At 64.4% G+C, this 22,141-nt stretch carries 19 protein-coding genes; 12 read left to right on the top strand and 7 right to left on the bottom strand.

Features of this window, described 5'->3' with window-relative positions; genetic code table 11:
- Positions 1-217 precede the first annotated feature (217 nt).
- From JQK15_RS19835 to JQK15_RS19825, 3 genes are read left to right on the top strand one after another with little or no spacing between them, the layout of a single operon-like run.
- The gene (locus JQK15_RS19835) at positions 218-595 is read left to right on the top strand and encodes a hypothetical protein (protein WP_251007884.1); all 378 of its coding nucleotides are present in this window, start codon (positions 218-220) and stop codon (positions 593-595) included.
- Positions 592-3,435 (top strand): response regulator, encoded by a 2,844-nt coding sequence (locus JQK15_RS19830; RefSeq protein WP_214867116.1) that lies wholly within the window; start codon positions 592-594, stop codon positions 3,433-3,435. The genes JQK15_RS19835 and JQK15_RS19830 overlap by 4 nt, the downstream gene beginning before the upstream one ends.
- On the top strand, positions 3,432-4,376 hold the full coding sequence (locus JQK15_RS19825; RefSeq protein ID WP_037507622.1) for a diguanylate cyclase: 945 nt from the start codon (positions 3,432-3,434) through the stop codon (positions 4,374-4,376). The genes JQK15_RS19830 and JQK15_RS19825 overlap by 4 nt, the downstream gene beginning before the upstream one ends.
- 40 nt (positions 4,377-4,416) lie before the next feature.
- On the opposite strand, the gene JQK15_RS19820 is transcribed toward JQK15_RS19825, so the two are convergent.
- The 6 genes from JQK15_RS19820 to JQK15_RS19795 form a co-directional block, all read right to left on the bottom strand.
- Positions 4,417-4,911, bottom strand: coding sequence for a Csu type fimbrial protein (locus JQK15_RS19820; protein WP_214867114.1), 495 nt, complete (start codon positions 4,909-4,911; stop codon positions 4,417-4,419).
- Between the two features lie 11 nt (positions 4,912-4,922).
- Positions 4,923-7,238 carry a fimbria/pilus outer membrane usher protein gene (locus JQK15_RS19815; protein WP_251007883.1) on the bottom strand — a complete coding sequence of 772 codons (2,316 nt, stop codon included), beginning with the start codon at positions 7,236-7,238 and terminating at the stop codon, positions 4,923-4,925.
- Positions 7,219-7,962 carry a fimbrial biogenesis chaperone gene (locus tag JQK15_RS19810; protein WP_214867112.1) on the bottom strand — a complete coding sequence of 248 codons (744 nt, stop codon included), beginning with the start codon at positions 7,960-7,962 and terminating at the stop codon, positions 7,219-7,221. Before JQK15_RS19810 ends, JQK15_RS19815 begins: the two co-directional genes overlap by 20 nt.
- Before the next feature lie 21 nt (positions 7,963-7,983).
- Complete coding sequence (locus JQK15_RS19805) at positions 7,984-8,481, bottom strand: Csu type fimbrial protein (RefSeq protein ID WP_125989130.1); 498 nt, start codon at positions 8,479-8,481, stop codon at positions 7,984-7,986.
- A 133-nt stretch (positions 8,482-8,614) separates the two neighbouring features.
- A complete protein-coding gene (locus tag JQK15_RS19800) occupies positions 8,615-8,905 on the bottom strand; it encodes a hypothetical protein (RefSeq protein ID WP_251007882.1) in 291 nt (96 codons plus the stop codon).
- Between the two features lie 135 nt (positions 8,906-9,040).
- The gene (locus JQK15_RS19795; RefSeq protein WP_169861750.1) at positions 9,041-9,529 is read right to left on the bottom strand and encodes a MarR family winged helix-turn-helix transcriptional regulator; all 489 of its coding nucleotides are present in this window, start codon (positions 9,527-9,529) and stop codon (positions 9,041-9,043) included.
- Positions 9,530-9,793: 264 nt separating this feature from the next.
- On the opposite strand from JQK15_RS19795, the gene ectA reads away from it, so the two are divergent.
- The 8 genes from ectA to JQK15_RS19755 all read left to right on the top strand — a co-directional run bounded on the left by ectA (position 9,794) and on the right by JQK15_RS19755 (position 18,463).
- The gene (ectA, locus tag JQK15_RS19790) at positions 9,794-10,285 is read left to right on the top strand and encodes a diaminobutyrate acetyltransferase (RefSeq protein WP_214867164.1); all 492 of its coding nucleotides are present in this window, start codon (positions 9,794-9,796) and stop codon (positions 10,283-10,285) included.
- Between the two features lie 14 nt (positions 10,286-10,299).
- A complete protein-coding gene (ectB, locus tag JQK15_RS19785) occupies positions 10,300-11,610 on the top strand; it encodes a diaminobutyrate--2-oxoglutarate transaminase (RefSeq protein WP_214867111.1) in 1,311 nt (436 codons plus the stop codon).
- A gap of 15 nt (positions 11,611-11,625) precedes the next feature.
- Positions 11,626-12,039, top strand: a complete 414-nt coding sequence (locus JQK15_RS19780; RefSeq protein ID WP_004208301.1) for an ectoine synthase — start codon at positions 11,626-11,628, stop codon at positions 12,037-12,039.
- A gap of 176 nt (positions 12,040-12,215) precedes the next feature.
- A complete protein-coding gene (gene thpD / locus JQK15_RS19775; RefSeq protein WP_214867109.1) occupies positions 12,216-13,136 on the top strand; it encodes an ectoine hydroxylase in 921 nt (306 codons plus the stop codon).
- Positions 13,133-14,575 (top strand): aspartate kinase, encoded by a 1,443-nt coding sequence (locus JQK15_RS19770; RefSeq protein WP_214867107.1) that lies wholly within the window; start codon positions 13,133-13,135, stop codon positions 14,573-14,575. Before thpD ends, JQK15_RS19770 begins: the two co-directional genes overlap by 4 nt.
- A 20-nt stretch (positions 14,576-14,595) precedes the next feature.
- The gene (locus JQK15_RS19765) at positions 14,596-15,831 is read left to right on the top strand and encodes an MFS transporter (RefSeq protein WP_214867105.1); all 1,236 of its coding nucleotides are present in this window, start codon (positions 14,596-14,598) and stop codon (positions 15,829-15,831) included.
- Positions 15,828-17,162, top strand: coding sequence for an MFS transporter (locus tag JQK15_RS19760; protein ID WP_214867102.1), 1,335 nt, complete (start codon positions 15,828-15,830; stop codon positions 17,160-17,162). Before JQK15_RS19765 ends, JQK15_RS19760 begins: the two co-directional genes overlap by 4 nt.
- Positions 17,159-18,463, top strand: a complete 1,305-nt coding sequence (locus JQK15_RS19755) for a mechanosensitive ion channel family protein (RefSeq protein ID WP_214867100.1) — start codon at positions 17,159-17,161, stop codon at positions 18,461-18,463. The genes JQK15_RS19760 and JQK15_RS19755 overlap by 4 nt, the downstream gene beginning before the upstream one ends.
- 72 nt (positions 18,464-18,535) lie before the next feature.
- Here JQK15_RS19755 and JQK15_RS19750 read toward each other — a convergent pair whose 3' ends face one another.
- On the bottom strand, positions 18,536-19,264 hold the full coding sequence (locus tag JQK15_RS19750; RefSeq protein ID WP_017498927.1) for a FadR/GntR family transcriptional regulator: 729 nt from the start codon (positions 19,262-19,264) through the stop codon (positions 18,536-18,538).
- 195 nt (positions 19,265-19,459) lie between these two features.
- On the opposite strand from JQK15_RS19750, the gene JQK15_RS19745 reads away from it, so the two are divergent.
- Positions 19,460-22,132 carry a TonB-dependent receptor gene (locus JQK15_RS19745; RefSeq protein WP_214867098.1) on the top strand — a complete coding sequence of 891 codons (2,673 nt, stop codon included), beginning with the start codon at positions 19,460-19,462 and terminating at the stop codon, positions 22,130-22,132.
- Positions 22,133-22,141 lie beyond the last annotated feature (9 nt).

Genomic DNA, 22,141 nt, shown 5'->3' with positions numbered 1-22,141 from the left:
CCGGGCAAGCCGATGCCGGAATTGCAGAAAAGAGCGTGCGGTTGACGTATAACTTGTAAATTATGCCGCCAATCCAAGCCCGTTTTCTGTAATTTCATATGTAAATATTGGCCATGTCGAGAAAGGCAGGCGATCATTTTGCGAACAGAACGGGCAAAGGCCTCTTAACCATTGTAAAATGCTTCCATGGCCTAATAATGCGATGGATGAGGCAGGGTTGCTCAAGGGTTTGAACCGTCCCGCGCGCGCGGGCAGCATGGACGCGTCCTGCGCCATGTCCGCCTATTTGCCTGCGGCTTTGCTATTGCTGGCGGGGCTGGTCGGGCTGGCCGCCGCCTGGATCATGAGCGGCAGCGGCTCGGGACGCTATCTGGTGATCGCGCCCTGGGGCGCGTCGCGGGCCGAGGCGATCAACCTGGTGCGGGCGGCCGACGGGGGGCTGGTCGGCATGGGACGCCTGTCCAACATCATCATTGCCGGGTCGAACCGGCCGGATTTCGCGGCGGCGTTGCGCAGGGCGGGGGCCTGGGGCGTGATCGCGACGCCGTCGCGGATCGAATGCGGCGAACCATTGCCGGGGGGGCAGACATCATGATTATCGAGCTGGACAAGCTGCGTTTCCATTTCGGCCGCTTCCTCGTGCCGCTCTTCTGGGCGCATGTGCCGTTGCTGGCGACGGTGGCCCTGCTCACGGGCCATTCGCCGATCGCGGCGGCGCTGGGCGGCACATTGCTGGCGGGGGCCTATCATCTGACCTGGTGGCGCCAGGGGATCGCCCCTGCGACCCGCTATCTGTCCGCCGTCGCCCTGATGGGCGAGCCGGCGATCCTGCTGTTCCTGCTGCGCGGCCATGCCTGGCAGATGGACATGCACATGTATTTCTTCGCCATGCTGGCGCTGACCATCGCCTGGTGCGACAAGCGCGCCATCCTGGCGGCGGCGACGGCGACGGCGCTGCATCATCTGCTGCTGCTTTATCTGCTGCCCTATGCGGTGTTTCCGGGGCAGGGCAATCTGGAACGGGTGCTGCTGCATGCCGGCATCGTCGCCTTCCAGACGGCGGTGCTGGTCTGGCTGAGCGACAAGCTGGTCGAGAGTTTCCAGCGCAACCAGAAGATGGGCGAGGAGATATTGGCCAAGAACCAGGCGCTGGAGGCGCGGACCCGCGAGGCGGAGGAGGCCAATCGCGCGAAGAGTCTGTTCCTGGCCAATATGAGCCATGAAATCCGCACGCCGATGAATGCCATATTGGGCTTCTGCCATCTGGTCGCCCGGACCGACCTCGACCCCAAGCAGCAGGATTATATCGGCAAGATCAACCAGGCCGGCGTATCGTTGCTGCGGCTGATCAACGACATCCTCGATTTCTCGAAGAATGAAGCGGGCAAGCTGACGCTGGAGGCGCATCCCTTCACCCTGCGCAGCGCGATCGAGAACCAGATCCAGCTGGTCGCGGCCAATGCCGAGGCGAAGCAGGTCAGGGTCGTCTCGCGGGTCGACGCCGATGTGCCCGAGCGGCTGATCGGCGACGAAATGCGCTTCTGTCAGGTCGTGCTCAACCTGATGAGCAATGCCGTCAAATTTTCCGAGGAAGGCACCGTCACCATCGGCCTGTCGGCGACCGAGCAGAATGGCCGGGTGCGGCTGAAGCTGACGGTGCGCGACACCGGTATCGGCATGACGCCCGAGCAGCAGAAATCGCTGTTCCATTCCTTCACCCAGGCGGACAGTTCGACCACGCGGCGGTTCGGTGGCACCGGCCTTGGCCTCGCCATCTGTCGCCAGATCGTGGAGCAGATGGGCGGCGACATCGCGGTCGAGAGCGCACCCGGCGAAGGTAGCACCTTCATCTGCCACATGCTGATGGATGCGGACGACCGGGCGATGGGGCTGGAAATGCCGATGTCGGCGCATGTCCGCCGGCTGCGCGTGCTGGCCGCCGACGACAATCCGGCGTCGCGCCAGATCATCCATGACGTCTTTGCCGGCTGGGGCATGGCGGTGGACCTGGTGGCGTCGGGCGGCGAGGCGATCGCCGCGATCGAACATGCCGACGAACGGGGCGAGCCCTATGACCTTGCCCTGCTCGACTGGAAGATGCCCGGCCTGGACGGGATGGAGACGGTCGATGCGCTGCGCGCCACGGCGCTGCGCCATCCCCAGCCCAAGGCGCTCATCATCACCGCCTATGGCGCCGACGATCTGTTGCAGGGTGTCGATACCGACAAGGTTGCCGCCTTCCTGACCAAGCCGGTCGTGCCCAAGATATTGCTGGATACGATCACCGAGATTTTCGCCGAGGAACATGCGCCCGTCGTCCATGTTGCCGCGCCGGGCACGCCCGCCCTGCCGATGGTGGCCGAAGCGCTGCGCGGGCTGCGCGTGCTGCTGGTCGAGGATAATGAGATCAATCGCGAGATTGCGGCCGAACTGCTGGACGATGCCGGGTTGAAGGTGGATTTCGCGGAAAATGGCCGCATCGCCTGCGACATGGTGCGCGATAAGGGGGCGGGTTATGCCGCCGTGCTGATGGACGTGCAGATGCCCGAAATGGACGGCATCAGCGCCACCCGCATCATCCGCGAGCAGTGGAGCGCCGAGGATCTGCCAATCATCGCCATGACGGCCCATGCCTATGAGGAGGAAAAGCAGCGCTGCAAGGCCGCGGGCATGAACGATCATATCGCCAAGCCGGTCGAGCCGCCGGTGCTGGTCCGGGTGCTGGATCGCTGGCTGAAGGCGGGGCGAGTGACCACGCAAGTGGCGCCGGCAGTGGCACTGCCGGTCGCCAGTTCGTCGCTGCCCGATCGGCTGCCGCCCTTTGACCTGCCCGCCGCACTGGCACGGGTCAATGGCAAGACCGGGCTGCTGCGCAAGCTGATCGTCACCTTCGGTGACAGCTATGACCATGTCGGCCGGGATTTGCGGGCGCATTTGGCGGCAGGGTTGCTGCCCGATGCGCGGCGCCTGGCCCATAGCCTGAAGGGCGTGGCCGGATCGCTGGAACTGCCCGGCGTCCAGCAGATCGCGTCGGACATCGAACGGATGCTGGCGGCGGGCGAAACCGGGCCGGCGCTGGCCGCGGTCGTCGATCTGGAGGTGGCGATAGCACCAGCGATCGCCGCCGCGCGCAGCCTGACGGGGGGCGCAGAGGCATCGGACGTTGCGATCGTCACCGTCCAGGATGATGACGCGGTCGAACAGGCGCGCGCCGAGTTGCGCGGGCTGCTCGCGCGCCGGAGCCTCAGCGCCCGCGCCGGGTTCGAGCGGCTGGCCCAGGCGATGGAGCTGACGCCCGATCAGCGCGCCGGCCATCCGGTTCAGCGGGCGCTGGAGCAACTGGATTATGAAACCGCCCTCGCGCTGATCGATGCCGATGCGCCGGGCGCGGGCACAGCAGGCCGGTCGATCGATCCGGCAGGAGCGACATCATGAGCAAGGCCACCATCCTGATCGTCGATGACGAGATTTCGAACATCGAAATCATGAACGCCGTGCTGGAGGATGATTATGAGATCTGCTTCGCCACGTCGGGCCAGCAGGCGCTGGACATTGCGCGCACGGTGCAGCCCGACCTGATCCTGCTGGATGTGCTGATGCCGGGCATCGACGGGTTCGAAGTCTGTCGCCAGATCAAGGCGGACATCATGCTGGTCGACATACCGATCATCTTCACCACCGGGCTCGGCGATACGGAGGATGAGATGCGCGGCCTGTCGCTGGGCGCGATCGACTATGTGACCAAGCCGATCCAGCCGGCGATATTGCGCGCGCGGGTCGGCAACCATGTCGAACTCAAGCGCCTGCGCGATCAGCTCGCGACGCTGGCCGTCACCGATGCGCTAACGGGCCTGAGCAATCGTCGCCACATGGAACGGTCGCTGCAGGCGGAAAGCGCGCGCTTGACCCGGACCGGGGAATGGATGTCGGTCATCATGCTCGACATCGATTTCTTCAAGCAGTTCAACGACACCTATGGCCATCCCGCCGGGGATCGCTGCATCGCGATGGTCGGTGCCGCACTGACCCGCGCGGTCAAGCGCGCGACCGACCTGCCGGCGCGCTATGGCGGCGAGGAGTTCGCCTGCATCCTGCCCGGCGCGGACCCTCAGGGGGCCGAACTGGTCGCGCAGGAAATCCGGTTGCAGATCCAGTCGCTGAACATTCCCCATGCCCAGTCGCAGGTCAGCCCCTTCATCACCGTCAGCATCGGCGTCGCCAGTGCCCGTTGCCATGCCGACCTGCCCGCCGAGCTGTGGATGGCGGAGGCGGATCGCCAGCTTTACGCCAGCAAGCAGCGCGGCCGCGATTGCATCACGACCACCCAGTTCGACGCGCAGACCTGTCATGGCTATTCCCTGGCAGCCAATGAATAGGCGCTGTCAGGCGCGCATGACCGGGGTCAGAGTCGCCTGATCAGAAGATGACCGTGACCAGCACCGTGTCCGAATAGCTGCCGGGCGGGACATTCTGCCCGGCCGGGATACGGCCATAGACGGTCGTGGTCTGGTCCAGGTTCAGCAGCGCGATGAAATTGCTGGTCACCGTCTGCGATCCGCCGGTCCCATCGCCCCAGACCTGGTTGCGCGCATTGCTGGTGTAGAGATTATAGGCGAGCGTCGAGCCGCCGCTGGTCAGGACGCGCGGCGCATAGGTGGACGATGTCCCCTTGCTCAGCTGGATCGTGTAGCTGCCGCCCAGCGCGACCACCAGCGAGCAGCGCACGCGCACCGTTCCCGATGAATCATTATCCCCGCTGGCGATCGGGTTGTAATTGCCGAAGCTCAGGCCGCTTGCCGATACGGTGCAGGTGCACAGGGCCAGGGGATCGCACGCCGCCTGCGCGGGGGCCGCCATGAACAGGGCCGCCAGCGCGACCGCAACGGCGTAGAGGGCATGGCCAGTGCGCATCCTCATCCTCCTTATGGCACGCATGTCAGCGGCCCGATCACTGGTAGCATTTCGTCCGGCACGGCGTCGACCCGAACATGGCAGGGGCCGTGCCCCGTATCGACGGTCAGCATCATGCCGGGGTGAAGGCTACGGATGAAGACGGCACCATCATTGCCGACAAAGGATTTTTCATCTTCCGCGGTGACGCTGGCGCCGATTTCGGCCGGCGCGCCGTCCGGCATGACGATGCGCAATGTCGCCGGATGCTCCCGGACCGCGACGAAACGTGCGCTGACGGCGCCCCGGTAGCGCGGCACCACCCTGATCTGGTCATTGGGCATCCGGATGTCGATCGGCACGTCCGCCGCCGCGATACTGAGGCGATTGACTTCATAGGGGCGCAGGTCGGGAATGATCGCCATGCCATGGGCGTCGGTCCGCGCGACCAGCCGGTTTTCCTGATAGATGCGGACATCGGCCTGGCCGGGCACGCGCACCACGGCAAAGCCGCTTTCCACCCGACGGGTCGGGAACAGCGCGCCATCGGCCAGCAACAGCCCGCCCTGGCCGGTGACACGCCAGCCGGTTTGTCCGCCGGCACGGTCCACCTGCGCGGTCATCTCCGCCGCATTGCCGCGCCACAGAATCTCGCCCTGCTGCTGCGCATTGCTGCCGGTCGAAATCGCTGCCCGATAGCCCCAGCCTCCGCTTTGCGGCGGGGTGCTGCGCATTTCCGCCCGCACGCCACCCCGATCGGCCTGGAGATAGGCGCTGCTGCGCGGACCGAAGGGGATGGTCAGGTTGAAGCCGATGCTGTTTTCATGACCGCTTTCCGAAAAGCGACTGCGGATCGCGTAGGCGCTGACAAAGGCCTTGTCGCGCAGGGACAGGCTGTAATTGCCCGACAGGACGCGGGCAGACTGGCTGTCGGCATAGGTCAGGCTGGTATAGGATGCGCCGATCGTGCCCATCGTGCCCAGGCTCCATCCGGCAGAGCCTTGCACCTGTTCCACGATCCGCTCGCTGTCGCGCTCCACGCCGATTTCGCGATAGCGGTTCGACGCCCGCTGGTAACTGAGAGCGACGTTCCAGGTCGGCGCGTTGCGGGCGAAGGCCGCCCGATACAACAGGCCCTCACCGGCCTGGCTCGTCGATCCCGCTGCCGCCAAGCTGATCTCGCCGATCGGAACGATGATCATGTTGACGCCGCCGCCGGCCATGGTGACGTCGGCGCTGGCTTCGGCCCGTCCCTCGATCGTCAGCCGGTCGGTCAGGCCGCGGCGATAGGTGCCGGCCAGGAAGGGATTGTCATAGCCGAAGCTGCGCAGCCCATAGCCGCGCCGTTCGGCTCCTGCCTCCATAGACCAGGACGCCAGGCCCGCGCGGAGCAGGCGGGAACTCACATAATAGCTGGACGTGACGCGCCGCTCCACGCCCAGCGGATCGCGGATCACCAGCGTCACCTGGCCGGCGCCCGTGACCAGCGGCACCTGATTGATGGAGAAGGGCCCCTGGCCGACGTCGGTCTGGAAGCGTTGGGTGCCGTTCACCAGCAGCTCCACGTTCGACGGCACGGCGGCGCTGCCGGCAAGGGACGGGGTCGGAAAGGTCAGGAGGCTTGGCTGCAGGGCGAACTCGGTGCCGAAGCGCACGCCGCCAAAGCGGATCTGCCGCGTCCAGTCGCGCGCGTCCGTCACGCCATCGCCAATGACGAGGCGCGTCAGGTTGATCGGATCGTCACGCAGATAATAGCTGTCCAGCCGGGTCGCCCGGCCATAGACCGTGCCGTTGCCCAGCAACATGCTGTTCGACACCACGCCCCCGTCATCGGACAGCCCCGCCTCTACAAAGGCGCCCAGGCGCGCCTTGCCGGCATGTTCGGCCGAAATGTCATAATTGAGGAAGGCGGCGAGCATATTGTCGCTGGGCGCGGCGACGGTGCTGGCGGGCGCAACGCTGGTCGCTTCGAAGGCTTCGGGCGACACCGTCAGCAACAAGGCCTGGTTGGGCTCGTCGAAGGCGGCCGCGACGCCGCCGAGCGCGGATAGCGCGACAAAGGCGTCGCCATCGATCATCATTGCCGTGCTGGTCGGCGGGCGCATCCGCCAAGCGGTCAGATCCTTCACGCGCACCAGGAATGCGCCGGCGCGCCGCGCAAGCAGATAGTCGCCTGGCAACAGCCGGCCGTTGAGCGTGACCGAGGCCAGCATCATTGTGGGCGCCGTCGCGTCTGCCGTCGTCGCAATCGCGCCGGTCGTCGGCGCGCTGTCCTGCGCGCTGGCAATGCCGCAACTGGCCACGACGCAGGGCAGGACAAGAAGGGTGCTAGCGCGTCCCACCGGCATGGGATGCCGACTGGAGGACGAGCTGTGCGGTCAGGCTGCGCTGGCCGGTGGCCGCCTCCAGCGTCAGCTTCTCTCCGCCGCCCACCGGTCGTTGCATGTCGAACAGGAAGCTGCGTGTCGCGCCGGGAAGGATGTAGATCGATTCCTGCCTCGTCGCCAATGCGGTGCCGTCGGCCCGCTTCAGGTCAAGGCGATTGAGGTGAACGTGCGCGCTGCCTTCATTGCGTGCGGTCAGCGTGAGCTGCCTGTCACTGGTGGCGGTCAGCTGCCACGCCAGGGATGCCTGCGCACCGGGCGCGGTCACGAAGATCGGGATGCTGACGCGCAGCAATGTGCGGATCTCGCCAGCGGCGGTCGGGCGATCGGTCGGGATCTCCTCCAGGAAGACGCGATAGCTTTTCTCGGTCGGTGTGGCGGCCGTGCGCAGGCCGAAGCGCGCAATCTGCTGCCCGCCTGCGGCTATTTCGAACAGCGGCGGATTGGCCAGGATGTCGCGTGTTTCCTCGAACAGATCCTGCCCATTATCCTGCCGCCATGACACGACCCGCACCTGCATGCGGGCGGGGGCATCGCCGCTATTTTCGATCGTCATCGTCTCGACCGGGGTCTTGTCGTCAAGCGCGACCAGGACCGGATAGATTTTCAGCGTCGCGGCCCAGGCAGTGGCGGGCTGCGCCAGGGCGAGCAGGGTCGCCGCCGCGCATCGTGCGAACATCTTGGGCATGGCTGCCTCGCTCCGGATCGATCAATAGACGACGTTGACGGTGATGGTGTCGCTATAGGAACCGATCGGGACATTCTGGCCGGCCGTGATCCGGCCATAGACGGTCAGGGCATTGGTGCCGACCGGCGCCGTCGCGGCGGCGGTGTCGGTCGCAGGCGTGTTGCCCCAGTTCGTCGTGTGCGCCGAATCCTGATACAGCGCATAGCTCAGCAGATTGCTTCCGCTCGACATCTTGCGCGTGGTCACGGTCGCCCCCGATGCCGTGCCCGCGGTCAGGCCGACCGTGTAGGTGGTGCCGACCGTGCAGAGAACCGACAGGGTGGAGGTGGCGTCGGTCGGCCCGGTTGCGGTCGGGTCATAGTTGCCGAACGCCAGCGCCGTGGCCGACACGACGCAGGCCTTGATCACGGTCGCGGTAACCGGGAAGGTCGTGGTGGTGGTGGCTGCCTGGGCCGTGCCTGCAAGACCCGTGAGCAGGGCCGTAGCTGCGAGGGATGCGGCCAGTTTGAAACGAAACATGTGTCCTCCAACACCTCAAGCTTTGATGGAGGGAGTATCGTCAATGTCGGTTAATAACGCGCTTTTGGGCAAAAGACGGCTTTACCAATATTTTGCGTAAATCGCGTTCGTCGCAAGATAACGGAGCGGTCCGTCAGAATTCATAGGACAGGATGTCGTCCTGCCGGCTGTGATCCATATTGCCGCTGCGAAGGGAGGCGACTGTTCCGTTGTCGCTGGACGATTTCACCATGCGATAATGATATTGTCCGCAATTTCCAGCAGCCTGGTCGCTGGAAATGCGGCAGGGCTGCACGACCACCGCGCCGACCAGCAGCGAGCCATGCGCGGCCTGCTGCGCAGGCGCAGCAGTGCCGATGAGCATCGATCCTGCAATCAGGAGGGTGCGGCCGGAATGGCGCAACATGCAAATAACCCCGTTCATGGTGCCCTCCTAACGGATCGAAGCGGCAACTGACAGCGATTCCTGACCGGCGGCCGAAGGACAGACGATGCGTCGAATAGGGAATCTATGCATAGTCTATGAAGGGACGGTGCGGGGGCAGGGCGCAGTGGGGCGTCAAAGCGGCTCGGATCGGTCGATCCGGCCGCTGTCGAGCAGCGGTGCGGCGTCGATCGAATCTGCGTCCATCAGCATCGCCAGCCTTTCCGTCGCGGCGAGAATCATGGCCTGTTCCCAGGTGGGGAGGGCGTCGAAGCGATCGGTGAAGCGCTTCTGCAGCGGGTCGGGGGCGTCGGCCAGGGCGTCGCGGCCGGCGGGCAGCAGGGTCAGGTGGATCTGGCGCTTGTCGCGCTCGCCGCGCTGGCGCTGGACGAAGCCGAGCGCGACCAGCCGGTCGACGATCGCGGTGATCGTCGCCTGGCTGAATTGCAACGCCTGCGCCACGGCGGAGGGGGTGACGGACAGGCGCGTGTCGATTTCCCGCAGCACCAGCAATTGTGAGGGGGTGAGCCCGGTCGTCGTCGCCAGCTGACGGCTGCCGATTTCGGTCGCGCGCAGGACGCGGCGCAGCGCGCGCAGGGTCAGGGAAGCAATTTCGGAATCCATGGGACGGCGCATAGCGCGAAGTTCCGCAAAGCGCCAACGGGGCCAAAAGTTCCTCATCATATGCTTCATCATATGAAATATAATTTCGGCTTTGGGGTTGAAGATGGCGCTGATGATCGGCATATAACCGCCCGTCTCGCCGGAGAATCTGCTTCTCCGAGTAAAATATAATTCGGGAGATGAATAATCTTCGATTCCCAAGCTACAGCGGCTGCTTCGCCGCCACGGGCTTCTGCGCGCTCTCGATCGGGCGAGGGGCAGGACATCGTCTTACGCAAGCCCGTCGCCACGGACGGGCCAGCCATCAGCGGATTGATTGCGGCCTGTCCGCCGCTTGATCCCAATTCGGCCTATTGCAACCTGCTGCAATGCACGGACTTTGCCGACAGTTGCATCGTCGCAGAGCGCGGCGGTGCGGTGGTCGGCTGGGTATCGGGCTATCGCCCGCCGGCAGCGCCCGAGAATTTCTTCGTCTGGCAGGTCGCGGTGTCGTCTGCCGCGCGTGGCCAGCGCCTTGCCGGGCGCATGATCGAGGCGCTGCTGGCTCGGCCCGAACAGGCCGGCGTCGCCCATCTGACGACGACCATCACCGACGATAATCGCGCCTCCTGGGCCCTGTTCCAGGGGCTGGCGCGGCGGTGGGGCGTTCGGATCGAAAAGACCGCCCGCTTTGAAGAACAGGCCCATTTTGCCGGCGCCCACGCCACCGAATGGCAGGCGCGCATCGGCCCGCTGCCGACCCCGGCACAGAGTTGAGAGAGATTGAAACCATGACCGTCACGACCCAGCCCAAACCCACCAGCACCATGCCCGACACGGCCATTTATGAGCGGCGCGAGTCCGCCGTGCGCAGCTATGCCCGCGCCATGCCGCGCCAGTTCAACCGTGCGGAAGGCGTGTGGATGCACGACAATCAGGGCGGCCGCTATCTCGATTTCCTGTCGGGTTGCTCCACGCTCAATTATGGCCATAACCACCCGGTCCTGAAGGCCGCGCTGGTCGACTATATCGCCGGCGACGGTATCACCCATGGCCTCGACCTGCACACCGATGCCAAGGCCGACTTCCTTGCCACGCTGGAGGATGTGATCCTGCGTCCCCGCGGGCTTGATTATCGCGCCATGTTCACCGGGCCGACCGGCACCAATGCGGTCGAGGCCGCGATCAAGCTGGCGCGCAAGATCACCGGTCGCGAACTGGTGATTGCCTTCACCAACGGCTTTCACGGCATGACGCTGGGCGCGCTCGCCTGCACCGGCAATGCCGCCAAGCGCGGCGGCGCGGGCGTGCCGCTGAGCCATGTCGCCCATGAACCCTATGACGGCTATCATGGTCCCAATGTCGATACCGCCGACCTGCTGGAACGGCGCCTGTCCGATCCGTCGAGCGGCCTCGACGCGCCGGCCGCCATCCTGGTGGAAACGGTGCAGGGGGAAGGCGGCCTCAATGCCGCCTCGCCGCAATGGCTGCGCCGGATCGCCGAGATCGCCAGGCGCCATGGCGCGCTGATGATCGTCGACGACATCCAGGCCGGCTGTGGCCGTACCGGCCATTTCTTCAGCTTCGAAGGCATGGGCTTCACCCCCGACATCGTCACCATGGCGAAGTCGCTGTCGGGCATGGGCCTGCCCTTCGCGCTCACGCTGTTCCGTCCGGAACTGGATCAATGGGCGCCGGGCGAACATAATGGCACCTTCCGGGGCAATAACCATGCCTTCGTCACCGCCACCGCCGCGCTGCGCCATTTCTGGGGCGATGCGCAGTTCGAACAGGATATCGCCCGTCGCGGCGCGCTGCTGGAACGGCGGCTGGACGCGATGGCGGCCGAACATGGCCTGTCGACGCGCGGCCGCGGCATGATGCGCGGCATCGACGTCGGATCGGGCGAAATCGCTCAGACCATCACCGCCGCCTGCTTTGCGCAGGGGCTCATCATCGAAACCAGCGGCGCGCATGACGAGATCGTCAAGATACTGGCGCCCCTCGTGATCGAGGACGCCGTGCTGTCGGCCGGCCTCGACATTCTCGAGGAGAGCATCCGGTCCGCGCTGACCGTCACTTATGGCGTCGCCGCAGAATAAGAGGAGATTTCAGACATGATCGTTCGCAAGCTTCAGGACATCCGCAAGTCCGACCGCAATGTGAAGTCCAAGGGCTGGGAAAGTGCCCGCCTTCTGCTGAAGGACGACAATATGGGCTTTTCCTTCCACGTCACCACCATGTACGCGGGCGAGGAACTGCACATGCACTACCAGAACCATCTGGAGGCCGTGCTGGTGCTCAAGGGCACCGGCACGATCGAGGATCTGGGCACCGGCATCACCCATCAGCTGGCGCCCGGCGTCATGTATGCGCTCAATGCCCATGACCAGCATATCGTGCGGCCGGAAACCGATATCCTGTGCGCCTGCACCTTCAATCCGCCGGTTACCGGCAAGGAAGTGCATGACGAGAATGGCGCCTATCCCGCTGATATCAGCGCCGCGCGCGAACCTGCGCTGGCCGACTGATGCGTGACGCTCCAGCATTTTCAAAGCAGATGGCCACATCTGCTGACTCGGAAAATGCGGACAACAACGAAAATTGGAGCTTGATCCGATTCAGTATGAACGGATCAAGCTCTGGCTTGGGGCCTGCCCGAGCCAGCCACGCCTTTATTACCTTAGATTGAAAAAGGGGGAGTCCCATGAAAGACCTCTACCCGTCCCGCCATGCCGACATGGCGGAATTCCTGCCGCGCCACGATCCGGTCGTCCATGCCGACTGGAGCGTTGGCGCGCCGATCAGCCGCGACCAGGCCGAAGGCTTCGAGCGCGACGGCTATCTGGTGCTGGAAGACATTTTCTCCGACGCGGAAGTCGCCTTCCTCCAGCACGAGGCCCGCAAGCTGCTGGCCGATCCCGATGCGCTGGAAGCCGAAACGGTGATCACCGAACCGGGCGGCAGGGAAGTTCGTTCCATCTTCCGCATCCATGCCCAGAGCCGGGTAATCGAGCGGCTGGCGGCGGACAGCCGCCTGGCCGGCGTGGCCCGCTTCCTGCTGGGTGACGATGTCTATATCCACCAGTCGCGGCTTAACTATAAGCCCGGTTTCCAGGGCAAGGAATTCTACTGGCACAGTGATTTCGAGACCTGGCATGTGGAGGATGGCATGCCGCGCATGCGCGCGCTGTCCATGTCGGTGCTGCTGGCCGAAAACACGCCGCATAACGGTCCGCTGATGCTGATCCCCGGATCGCATCGCCAGTATCTGACCTGCGTCGGCGAGACGCCCGAGGACCATTATCGCCAGTCGCTCAAGCGCCAGGAATATGGCGTTCCCGATGAGGATAGCCTGGCCGAACTGGCGCACCATCATGGCATTGTCGCGCCGACCGGCAAGCCCGGATCGGTGGTGATCTTCGACTGCAACATCATGCACGGGTCGAACGGTAACATCACACCTTTCCCGCGCGCCAATGCCTTTCTGGTCTATAATGCGGTGTCCAACCGGCTGGAGGCGCCCTTTGGTGTCGACCGGCCGCGCCCTGCCTTCATCGCCGCGCGCGGCGAGCCGCCGGTCATCGCTCCTGTCACCGGTCCCCTGATGCAGGAGGCGCTGGCATGAGCAGCCTGCATAGCGTCGAGAAGATCGGCGGCACGTCCATGGCCGCGACCGCGACATTGTTCGACAATGTGCTGATCGCCGGCCGCAAGGGCGCGGACCTTTACAACCGCATCTTCGTCGTGTCGGCCTATGCCGGCATGACCGACCTGCTGCTGGAGCACAAGAAAAGCGGCGAACCGGGTGTCTATGCCCGCTTCGTGGCGGACGAGGATGCGGACGGCTGGCGCCAGGCGATGGAGGCGGTGCGCCGCGCCATGCAGGAGCGCAATGCGACGATGTTCGTCCGCGCCGACCGGTTGGCGGAGGCCAATGCCTTTGTCGACATGCGGATCGATGCGGTCGCCGCCTGCCTTGATGATCTGGCGCGGCTGCGCAGCCATGGTCGCTTCTGCGTCAAGGAACAACTGGTGACGGTGCGCGAACTGCTGGCGGGTCTCGGCGAAGCGCATAGTGCGCATTCGACCGCGCTGCTGCTGCGCGACCGGGGCGTCAATGCGCAGTTTGTCGACCTGACCCTGTGGGACCAGCAGGACATGCGCGAGCTGGACGACCGGATCGGCCAGGCGTTCGCGCCGATCGATCTGGCAACCACCCTGCCGATCGTCACCGGCTATGCCGGATGCAGCGAGGGCATGGTGCGCCTCTATGCCCGTGGCTATTCGGAAATGACCTTTTCGCGCATTGCCGTACTGACCAAGGCGCGCGAGGCGATCATCCACAAGGAGTTCCACCTGTCGAGTGCGGACCCGCGCCTGGTGGGCACGGACAAGGCGCGCAAGATCGGCCGCACCAACTATGACGTGGCGGACCAGCTTGCCAATCTGGGCATGGAGGCGATCCATCCCGGCGCCGGCAGGGGGCTGCGCCAGACCGACATTCCGCTGCGGGTGCGCAACACGTTCGATCGGGAAGATGGCGGCACGCTGATCTGCGGCAGCTATGTTTCCGACACGCCGCGCGTCGAGATCGTCACTGGCGTGCGCCAAGCGCAGGCGCTCCAGTTCTTCGAGCAGGATATGGTCGGCGTGAAAGGCTATGACGCGGCCATATTGGACGCGCTGGCCCGCCATGGCGCCTGGATCGTCAGCAAGGCGTCCAACGCCAACACCATCACCCATTATCTGTCCGCCGATGCGGCGACGGTGAAGCGGGTGATCGCGGATTTGCAGGCGCGCTATCCCGACGCTGCCATATCGGCCCAGCCGGTGGCGATCGTGTCGGTCATCGGCAGCGACATCGCGCGGCCGGGACTGGTGCCCGATGCCCTTCGGGCGCTGGCCGATGCCCATGTGCCGATCGTCGCGATGCAGCACCAGATCCGCAATGTCGACGTGCAGTTCATCGTCGATGTCGATCATTATGAGACCGCCGTGGGCGCGCTGCACCGTGCCCTGGTGGAGGAGGGGGCGGAACCGGCGGAGGATCGGCGCGCGGCCTGATCCGCCCCCGGTCATCCCCCATGTTCGCCGCGATCCACCCCGTCCGTAGCCTGCTGCTCGCCATCTTCATGTTGATGGCGGGCAGCGGCTTCCTGTCCACGCTGATCGGCCTGCGGCTGGAGCGGGCAGGGGCGGGCACGATGGCGATCGGTGCGGTCGCCACCGCCTATTTCGGTGGACTTGTGGTGGGTGCGTTGCGGGCCGGGGCGATCGTGCGACAGGTGGGGCATATCCGCGCCTTCGCCGCCTTCGTCTCGCTGCTGTCGGCCAGCACATTGGCCTATGCGCTGGTCCAATATCCGCTCTTCTGGGCCTGCTTGCGCCTGATCGACGGCATCTGCGTCGCGGGCGTGTTCATCTGCCTCGAAAGCTGGCTCAACGACCGGGCGGAGGCGGAAACGCGCGGCAGCGTGCTCGCCGCCTATATGGTCGCCCTTTATTCCGGGCAGGCGGTCGGGCAATTGCTGCTGGGCGCCAGCGGTGCGTTGCCGGCGGTGCCATTCCAGATCGCCTCCATCCTCATTTCCCTGGCCATCATCCCGCTCTGCCTGACGCGCAGCAGCGCGCCCGCGCCGGTCGATGCGCAGGCCTTCACCATCCGCGCCCTTTATGCCGCGTCACCGCTTGGCACGGTCGGGTCGGTCGCGACCGGGCTGATGCTGGGCGCCTTCTATGGCATGGCGGCGGTGCATGTGCGCCGGCTGGGGCTGGATCTTGGCGCGACCGCCAGCTTCATGATGATTGTCATCCTGGGCGGCGTCGCGCTGCAATGGCCGTTGGGGCGTCTGTCTGACCGGCTCGACCGGCGGCGGGTGATCGTCGGCTGCTTTGCCGCGACGCTGGCTGTCTGCACGGCGCTGGCGATGCTGGTGTCGGGCGGCCCGTGGCTGCTGGCGCTCGGCGCCCTGTTCGGCGGCCTCAGCTTCGCCCTCTATCCGCTCTGCGTCGCGCACTGCAACGACCGGCTGCTCGCGACCGAGCGGGTCGCGGCGAGCGGGCGGCTGGTGCTGCTCTATTCGGTCGGCGCGGCGATCGGCCCGCTCGGTGCTGCGCTGCTGATGAGCCTGGCGCCGACGAGCGGCCTCTTTCTCTTCATTGCCCTGTGTGCCGGCGCGACGCTGGCCTTCGGCCTCTGGCGCCAGACGGCGACCCCGCCCGTGCCGGTGCCCGACCAGCAGGACTTCCAGATCGTGCCGCGCACCACGCCCGTGGCCTCGCTGCTCGATCCCAATACCGTAGACGGACAGACTGAATGACCGCTTCCGCCGTTCCTGCCAGCCCTGCTGCCCCGGTGCAGGCCGACAAGGCCACCTTGCGCCGGGCCATTGCCGCGTCGGCGCTGGGCAATGCCACCGAATGGTTCGACTATGGCATCTATGCCTATGGCGTGACCTATATCTCCGCCGCGCTCTTTCCCGGCGCGGTGGACGATGCCATTCTGTTCGCGCTGGCGACCTTTGCCATTTCCTTCCTCGTCCGGCCGCTTGGTGGCCTGTTCTGGGGACCACTGGGCGATCGGTTGGGGCGCAAGTCGGTGCTGGCGCTGACCATATTGCTGATGTCGGGCGCGACGCTGGCCGTCGGCCTCATCCCCTCCTATGCGCAGATCGGCTGGGCGGCGCCCGCGCTGCTCATCATTCTGCGCATGGTGCAGGGCTTTTCGACGGGCGGCGAATATGGCGGGGCCGCGACCTTCATGGCCGAATATGCGCCCGACGCCCGACGCGGCTTCTATGGCAGCTTTCTGGAGTTCGGCACGCTCGCCGGCTTCTCCTTCGGTGCGGCACTGATGCTGGGCTTTTCGCTGCTGCTGGGGGATGCGGTCATGCACGCCTGGGGCTGGCGCATTCCCTTCCTGGTGGCCGCGCCCATGGGCCTCATCGGCATGTATCTGCGGTCGAGGATGGAGGACACGCCGGTCTTCCGCGAGCAGGCGGCCGAAGGCCGCGGATCGCCGTCCCTTTCCCGGCTGCTGCGTGATCATAAGCGGCCGATGCTGGTCGTGGGCGGGCTGGTCGTGGCGCTCAACGTCGTCAATTATACGCTGCTCAGCTACATGCCGACCTATTTGCAGCGCCGCATCGGCCTGTCCCCGGACGAGGCTCTGGTGGTGCCGATCATCGGCATGCTCTTCATGATGGTCTTCCTGCCGATCGCCGGGCATATGTCCGATCGGGTGGGCCGGCGGCCGATGTGGCGGCTGTCGCTCATTGGCCTGCTGGTCGCGGTGGTCCCGCTCTACATGCTGATGGCGACGGGGCTGGCCGGCGCCATCATCGGCTTTGTCCTGCTCGGCCTGCTCTATGTGCCGCAACTGGCGACGATCTCGGCGACCTTCCCGGCACTGTTTCCCACCGCCGCCCGCTTCGCCGGCTTCGCGATCGCCTATAATTTGTCGACATCGCTGTTCGGCGGCACCGCGCCGGCGATCGGCAGCGCGCTGATCGGCGCGACCGGCAATGAACTCATGCCCGCCTTCTACATGATGGCAGCCTGCATCATCGGCCTGATTGCGCTCCGTTTCATGCCGGAAACGACAGGCCGGTCGCTCCACGACGATCCGTTCGGACGGGAGCGTGCCGCATGATCAGCCATCTCTATATCGCGTCGGACAGCCTCCAGATCCTGACCCGCGGCTATGTCGAGAATGTCTGGTTGCAGGCCATGACGGGATTGCTGCTGCTTGGCGCATTCGCCTGGGCGGCCAACTGGGTGGCCAAGCGTATCGTCCTGACCCTGTTGCTGCGACTGATCGATCATCTGCCGTTCCGGGTCGAGGCCGCGCATATTGGTGCCGTCGTCGCGCGCCTGTCCAACATCGTGCCGGCGCTCATCATCCAGTCGGGCGTCGCCGCCGTCCCGCATCTGCCGGTCAGGCTCGCCGGCTTCATCGCCAGCCTGAGCACCGCCTTCATCATCCTGACCTTGGCCATCGCCTTGAGCGGCCTGCTGACGCTCGGCAACGACCTGTATCAGCGCCGCCCCGATGCCGCGAACCGGCCGATCAAGGGCTATGTGCAGGTAGCCAAGCTGCTGGTCTATGGCGCGGCGAGCATCCTGATGATCGCGGCGCTGATGGACCAGTCGCCCTTGCTGCTATTGTCGGGGCTGGGGGCGATGGCGGCCGTGCTGATGCTGGTGTTCAAGGACACGATCCTGTCGCTGGTCGCATCCGTCCAGATCGGCTCCAACGACATGATCCGGGTGGGCGACTGGATCGAGATGCCGCAGCTCGACGCCAATGGCGACGTGATCGACATCGCGCTGCACACGGTGAAGGTCCAGAATTTCGATCGCACCATCACCACCATCCCGACGCACAGGCTGATCAGCGAGAGTTTTCGCAACTGGCGCGGGATGCAGGAATCGGGCGGCCGCCGGATCATGCGGGCGCTGGTGATCGACCAGAACAGCGTCGGCTTTCTTGATGAGACAGGGTTGGCGGCGGTCGCGCGCTTCGGCCTGCTCCGGACCTATCTGCACGACAAGCAGGATGATCTCTCGCGCTGGAATGGGGATCATGCAGCGGGCAACAGGCTGGATGGCCGGCGCTTGACCAATATCGGCACCTTTCGCGCTTATGTGCTGGCCTATCTGCGCGCGCATCCCAATATCCGGCCCGACCAGACCCTGCTGGTGCGCCAACTGGCGCCCAGCGAACATGGACTGCCGCTGGAAATCTACGCCTTCGCTAACAGCATCGTCTGGGCCGAATATGAATGCATACAGGCCGATATTTTCGACCATCTGATCGCGATCCTGCCCGAATTCGGGCTGCGCCTGTTCCAGCGGCCTGCGGGAAGCGATCTGGGGCAGCTCATGTCGGGCACCCGGATATGGAACGGGCAGGGCGCGCTCGAAGCGCGAGCGCTGTGTCAGGTGGGGTGAACGGCGCGGGTTGTTCCGTTCGGTCTGCTGCCGGATACTGCAATATCTGGTATGAGAAATAGTTTTTCTCGTTCACAGCATGCCGGCATCGCTCGATGCATTGCCGATCAGCAGCAGCATTTTCGAACGTGCATCCTCACCGTCTCCTCGCATGATCGCGTCGAAAACGGCGTCATGGTCGGGCATCGGATCGCGCGACTCCTGGCGCTCATCGCGCGCAAAGCGCGTGGTCCAGGCAACTACCGCCGTGACCGATGTCGCGAGCGTGATGAGGGACTCATTGCGGGTTGCGAGCAGGATCTGGCGGTGAAAATTCTGGTCGGCTGCGCGTCCCTCCATCGTCTGGAGTCCGCAGCGCCGCATTTCCTCGAGCGCATGACCCATGCGTGAAATGTCCTGCGTATCACGGCGCAGCGCTGCAAACTGGGCCGCGGCCGGCTCCACCACGATACGCAATTCGAAGATGTCGCGGAGAAACTCGGGCGTGGGTCCGGCTTCGAACATCCATGCAAGAACGTCCAGGTCCAGCATGTTCCAGCGAAGCCGGTCGTTGATGCGCGTGCCGCTCTTCGTCCGGCTGTGGACCAGCCCCTTGGCTGACAGGACGCGGACCGCCTCACGATAGGCGGTCCGCGAGATGCCCTGTTCGGCGCTATAGCGCTCCTCGCCTGGCAATATGTCTCCCGGCTGATAGCGGCCGCCCACGATGGCGATGCCCAGGTCATGCGCGATCCTGTCGTGCACGGCGCGCTGGGGCTGGCTGGCGGGGCGGGACAGTGGGTGCTCATCTGCTTGCGTCATAGGTTCTCGTCCGATTTGCGGCTGCGATCGTCAAGCCTGATCCGGCATTTGCCAGAACTGGTATGAGGAAAAATGAAGAGTTTTCGACATGTCCCTATTACTCCGTCAAAATATCGCTTGAAACCACCTTTAATTCGCATAATCTAGTATGAGAAATAAAAATGACTCGGAGGGATTGCTATGATGAAAGGCGCTATGAAGCTGTCCATCTCATTGGTCGCGTTGCTGGCGGCGCAAGGGGCCATGGCACAGGTTGGTGCGGAGGCGAGCGGGACGGGCGTGAGCGATGTCGACATCATCGTCACCGGCATGCGAGCCAGCCTTTCGTCGGCGCAAAACATCAAGCGCAATGCGCAGCAGTTGGTGGATTCTGTCGTTGCCGAGGATATCGGCAAGCTACCCGACAACAATGTGGTCGAGGCGCTTCAGCGCGTGCCCGGCATCCAGGTTTCGCCCCGCGCGCGCGGCGAATCCGCGACCGTGCTGATCCGTGGCCTTCCCGACGTCGTGACATTGGTCAACGGCCGCAACATCTTCAGTACCACCGGCCGTTCCCTGTCGCTGGCCGATGTGCCGGCAGACCTGGTTGCCGGCGTCGACGTCTACAAATCGCGTTCCGCCGATCAACTGGAAGGCGGCATTGCCGGGCTCATCAACGTGCGCACCCGCCGGCCCTTCGACTTCAAGGGGCTGGAAGTCGCGCTGGCCGGGCGCGAAGTCTATAGCGAGCAGCCCGATACGATCGATCCCTATGCCAGCGCGCTCATCAGCAATCGCTGGTCGACCGGCATCGGCGAGATTGGCGCATTGGTGAGCGTCTCCTACCACAAGACCCGCTATCGCGACTTCACGGTCTATAGCGGCGGATATTTCGGCTATAATCTCGACAATAGCCGCGCGCCCTACACCCCGGGCGTCCCGCTCGACCCGCGCGGTAACGGCGCAAATGACCCTGCCGTGTTTCGGACCGACGTTATCGGTGCCTTCGACCGGATCGGCACCCGGACCCGCCCGGCCGTCAATGTCACGCTGCAATGGGCGCCGGATGATCGCCTGACCATTCATGCCGACGGCCTTTTCTACGGCTATCGCGAACGCGGCAACGGCAATCAGAATTTCACGTCGATGAATGGCACATTGCGCTCGCCGCTCGCATTCGTGGGCGATACCAAGCTGGTAGAATCGCTCAGCATCAGCGGCGGGCGTGTCTCCAATTTCGGCACGGCCTACCGAAACAAGGCGGATCGCTGGCAAGGGGCGATCGGTGCGGATTGGGAGGTCAACGACTGGAAGGCCGCGACGGAACTGTCCTACACAAGGTCTAAGGCCAGCGACGTCGGCAATAATCTGGACGTCGACTTCATCGCGTCCCGCACCGATGCCGTCTTCAATGATGGATCGGGCACCCCCTATTTCTCCCTACCCAATGACGACATTGCCGATCCGGACCGCTATTATCTGTCTCGCCTGTCCACCACGCGCACGATCGGCGACGGCAGGGAATGGGCCTGGCGGGGCGATCTCTCCTACCGCGCGCCTTTCCTGATCTTTTCCAGGCTGGATACGGGCCTTCGGCTCAGCCAGCGCGATGCGCAGTCGGACAGTTTCACCCAGACCGTGAATTGCGGTCCGGCGGTTGCGGTCAAATGCTATGCTGTCAAGGCGGCCAGCCTGCCGGGGCTGATGACGGTGACACCTGGCGGATTCGATACGGGAACCGGCAAGTTCGTGGAGCAATGGGCAACGCCGGGCACCGAATATCTGCTGAACAATATCGGATCGCTACGGCAATTATTCGGTCTCGCGCCCGGTGATCCGGCTTTCCAGGATACCCAGCACTTTGACATCAAGGAGAAAAACCAGGCCGGCTATGGCCAGGCCAATATCGAGGTCGGACAACTGGACGGGCAGGTCGGCGTGCGCGTGATCCGCACCGACATCACATCCAATGCCTTCTTGGTTCTGCGCGGCGCCACCTCACCCGTCACGATCCGGAACAAGAGCACGGATGTGTTGCCCAGCCTGGCGCTGCGCTACAGGCTGAAGGACAATCTCTTCCTGCGCTTCGCTGCCAGCAAGACGATCACGCGCCCGAGCTTCGCACAGCTCAATCCGGCGCTCACTTTGACGCCACCGGTACCCGGTCAGCAACCGTTCGGCCGGGGAACGAGCGGCAACGCCGATCTGAAACCGATCCGCTCCGACAATTACGACCTGTCGCTCGAATGGTATATCGACCGTTCCAGCTCGATCACCGCCACGATCTTCCGTCGCGACGTCAAGGGCTTCATCCAGTCGGTTACCAGCAATTTCGACATCGATTATCTGGGCGACGACAATGGCGTCTATCAGATTACCCGCCCGGAAAATTCCGGTTCGGGACGCCTGCAGGGAATCGAGGGCGGCTTCACCTTCTTCCCCAAGGGACTGCCGCAATGGCTGGACGGCATCGGTATCAGTGCCAACGGCACCTATATCGATGGCAACAACAAGGCGCTCTCGCCGCTGCCTGGCGTTACCGGCTATATGGACATCCCCTTCCAGAATGTGTCCAAATATTCCGGTACCGCCACGCTCATCTATGAGAAGGGCGGCTTTTCCGGTCGCGCCTCCTATGTTTGGCGCGACAAATATAATGCTGGCCTGCATTTTACTGGGGTCAATCCCAATTTCATTACCAACGGTGCGATCAGCAATCTGGACCTGTCTTTGTCCTACGAGATCAATCCCCAGTTCACGGTCGTGTTCGACGCGACCAACATTCTGAAAAATCTCTATCAAACCTCTTTCAACGACCCCAGTCTCTATCCGCGCGACACGGTTCTTTACACGCGCACCTTTGCCCTTGGTTTCCGGGCAAAGCTTTGAACAAACCCA

Source organism: Sphingobium sp. BHU LFT2, from assembly GCF_018604485.1.
GTDB classification, from domain to species: domain Bacteria; phylum Pseudomonadota; class Alphaproteobacteria; order Sphingomonadales; family Sphingomonadaceae; genus Sphingobium; species Sphingobium yanoikuyae_A.
Note: the sequence above shows the minus strand (reverse complement) of the source record. Positions and strands in the feature narration are given on the sequence as shown.

What these genes read in the sequence shown, in the direction of transcription:
- JQK15_RS19830 (WP_214867116.1), top strand. Translation starts at nt 592, where the DNA reads ATGATTATCGAGCTGGACAAGCTGCGTTTCCATTTCGGCCGCTTCCTC.
- JQK15_RS19825 (WP_037507622.1), top strand. Translation starts at nt 3,432, where the DNA reads ATGAGCAAGGCCACCATCCTGATCGTCGATGACGAGATTTCGAACATC.
- JQK15_RS19820 (WP_214867114.1), bottom strand. Translation starts at nt 4,911, where the DNA reads ATGCGCACTGGCCATGCCCTCTACGCCGTTGCGGTCGCGCTGGCGGCC.
- JQK15_RS19815 (WP_251007883.1), bottom strand. Translation starts at nt 7,238, where the DNA reads ATGCCGGTGGGACGCGCTAGCACCCTTCTTGTCCTGCCCTGCGTCGTG.
- JQK15_RS19810 (WP_214867112.1), bottom strand. Translation starts at nt 7,962, where the DNA reads ATGCCCAAGATGTTCGCACGATGCGCGGCGGCGACCCTGCTCGCCCTG.
- JQK15_RS19805 (WP_125989130.1), bottom strand. Translation starts at nt 8,481, where the DNA reads ATGTTTCGTTTCAAACTGGCCGCATCCCTCGCAGCTACGGCCCTGCTC.
- JQK15_RS19800 (WP_251007882.1), bottom strand. Translation starts at nt 8,905, where the DNA reads ATGAACGGGGTTATTTGCATGTTGCGCCATTCCGGCCGCACCCTCCTG.
- JQK15_RS19795 (WP_169861750.1), bottom strand. Translation starts at nt 9,529, where the DNA reads ATGGATTCCGAAATTGCTTCCCTGACCCTGCGCGCGCTGCGCCGCGTC.
- ectB (WP_214867111.1), top strand. Translation starts at nt 10,300, where the DNA reads ATGACCGTCACGACCCAGCCCAAACCCACCAGCACCATGCCCGACACG.
- JQK15_RS19780 (WP_004208301.1), top strand. Translation starts at nt 11,626, where the DNA reads ATGATCGTTCGCAAGCTTCAGGACATCCGCAAGTCCGACCGCAATGTG.
- thpD (WP_214867109.1), top strand. Translation starts at nt 12,216, where the DNA reads ATGAAAGACCTCTACCCGTCCCGCCATGCCGACATGGCGGAATTCCTG.
- JQK15_RS19770 (WP_214867107.1), top strand. Translation starts at nt 13,133, where the DNA reads ATGAGCAGCCTGCATAGCGTCGAGAAGATCGGCGGCACGTCCATGGCC.
- JQK15_RS19765 (WP_214867105.1), top strand. Translation starts at nt 14,596, where the DNA reads ATGTTCGCCGCGATCCACCCCGTCCGTAGCCTGCTGCTCGCCATCTTC.
- JQK15_RS19760 (WP_214867102.1), top strand. Translation starts at nt 15,828, where the DNA reads ATGACCGCTTCCGCCGTTCCTGCCAGCCCTGCTGCCCCGGTGCAGGCC.
- JQK15_RS19755 (WP_214867100.1), top strand. Translation starts at nt 17,159, where the DNA reads ATGATCAGCCATCTCTATATCGCGTCGGACAGCCTCCAGATCCTGACC.
- JQK15_RS19750 (WP_017498927.1), bottom strand. Translation starts at nt 19,264, where the DNA reads ATGACGCAAGCAGATGAGCACCCACTGTCCCGCCCCGCCAGCCAGCCC.
- JQK15_RS19745 (WP_214867098.1), top strand. Translation starts at nt 19,460, where the DNA reads ATGAAGCTGTCCATCTCATTGGTCGCGTTGCTGGCGGCGCAAGGGGCC.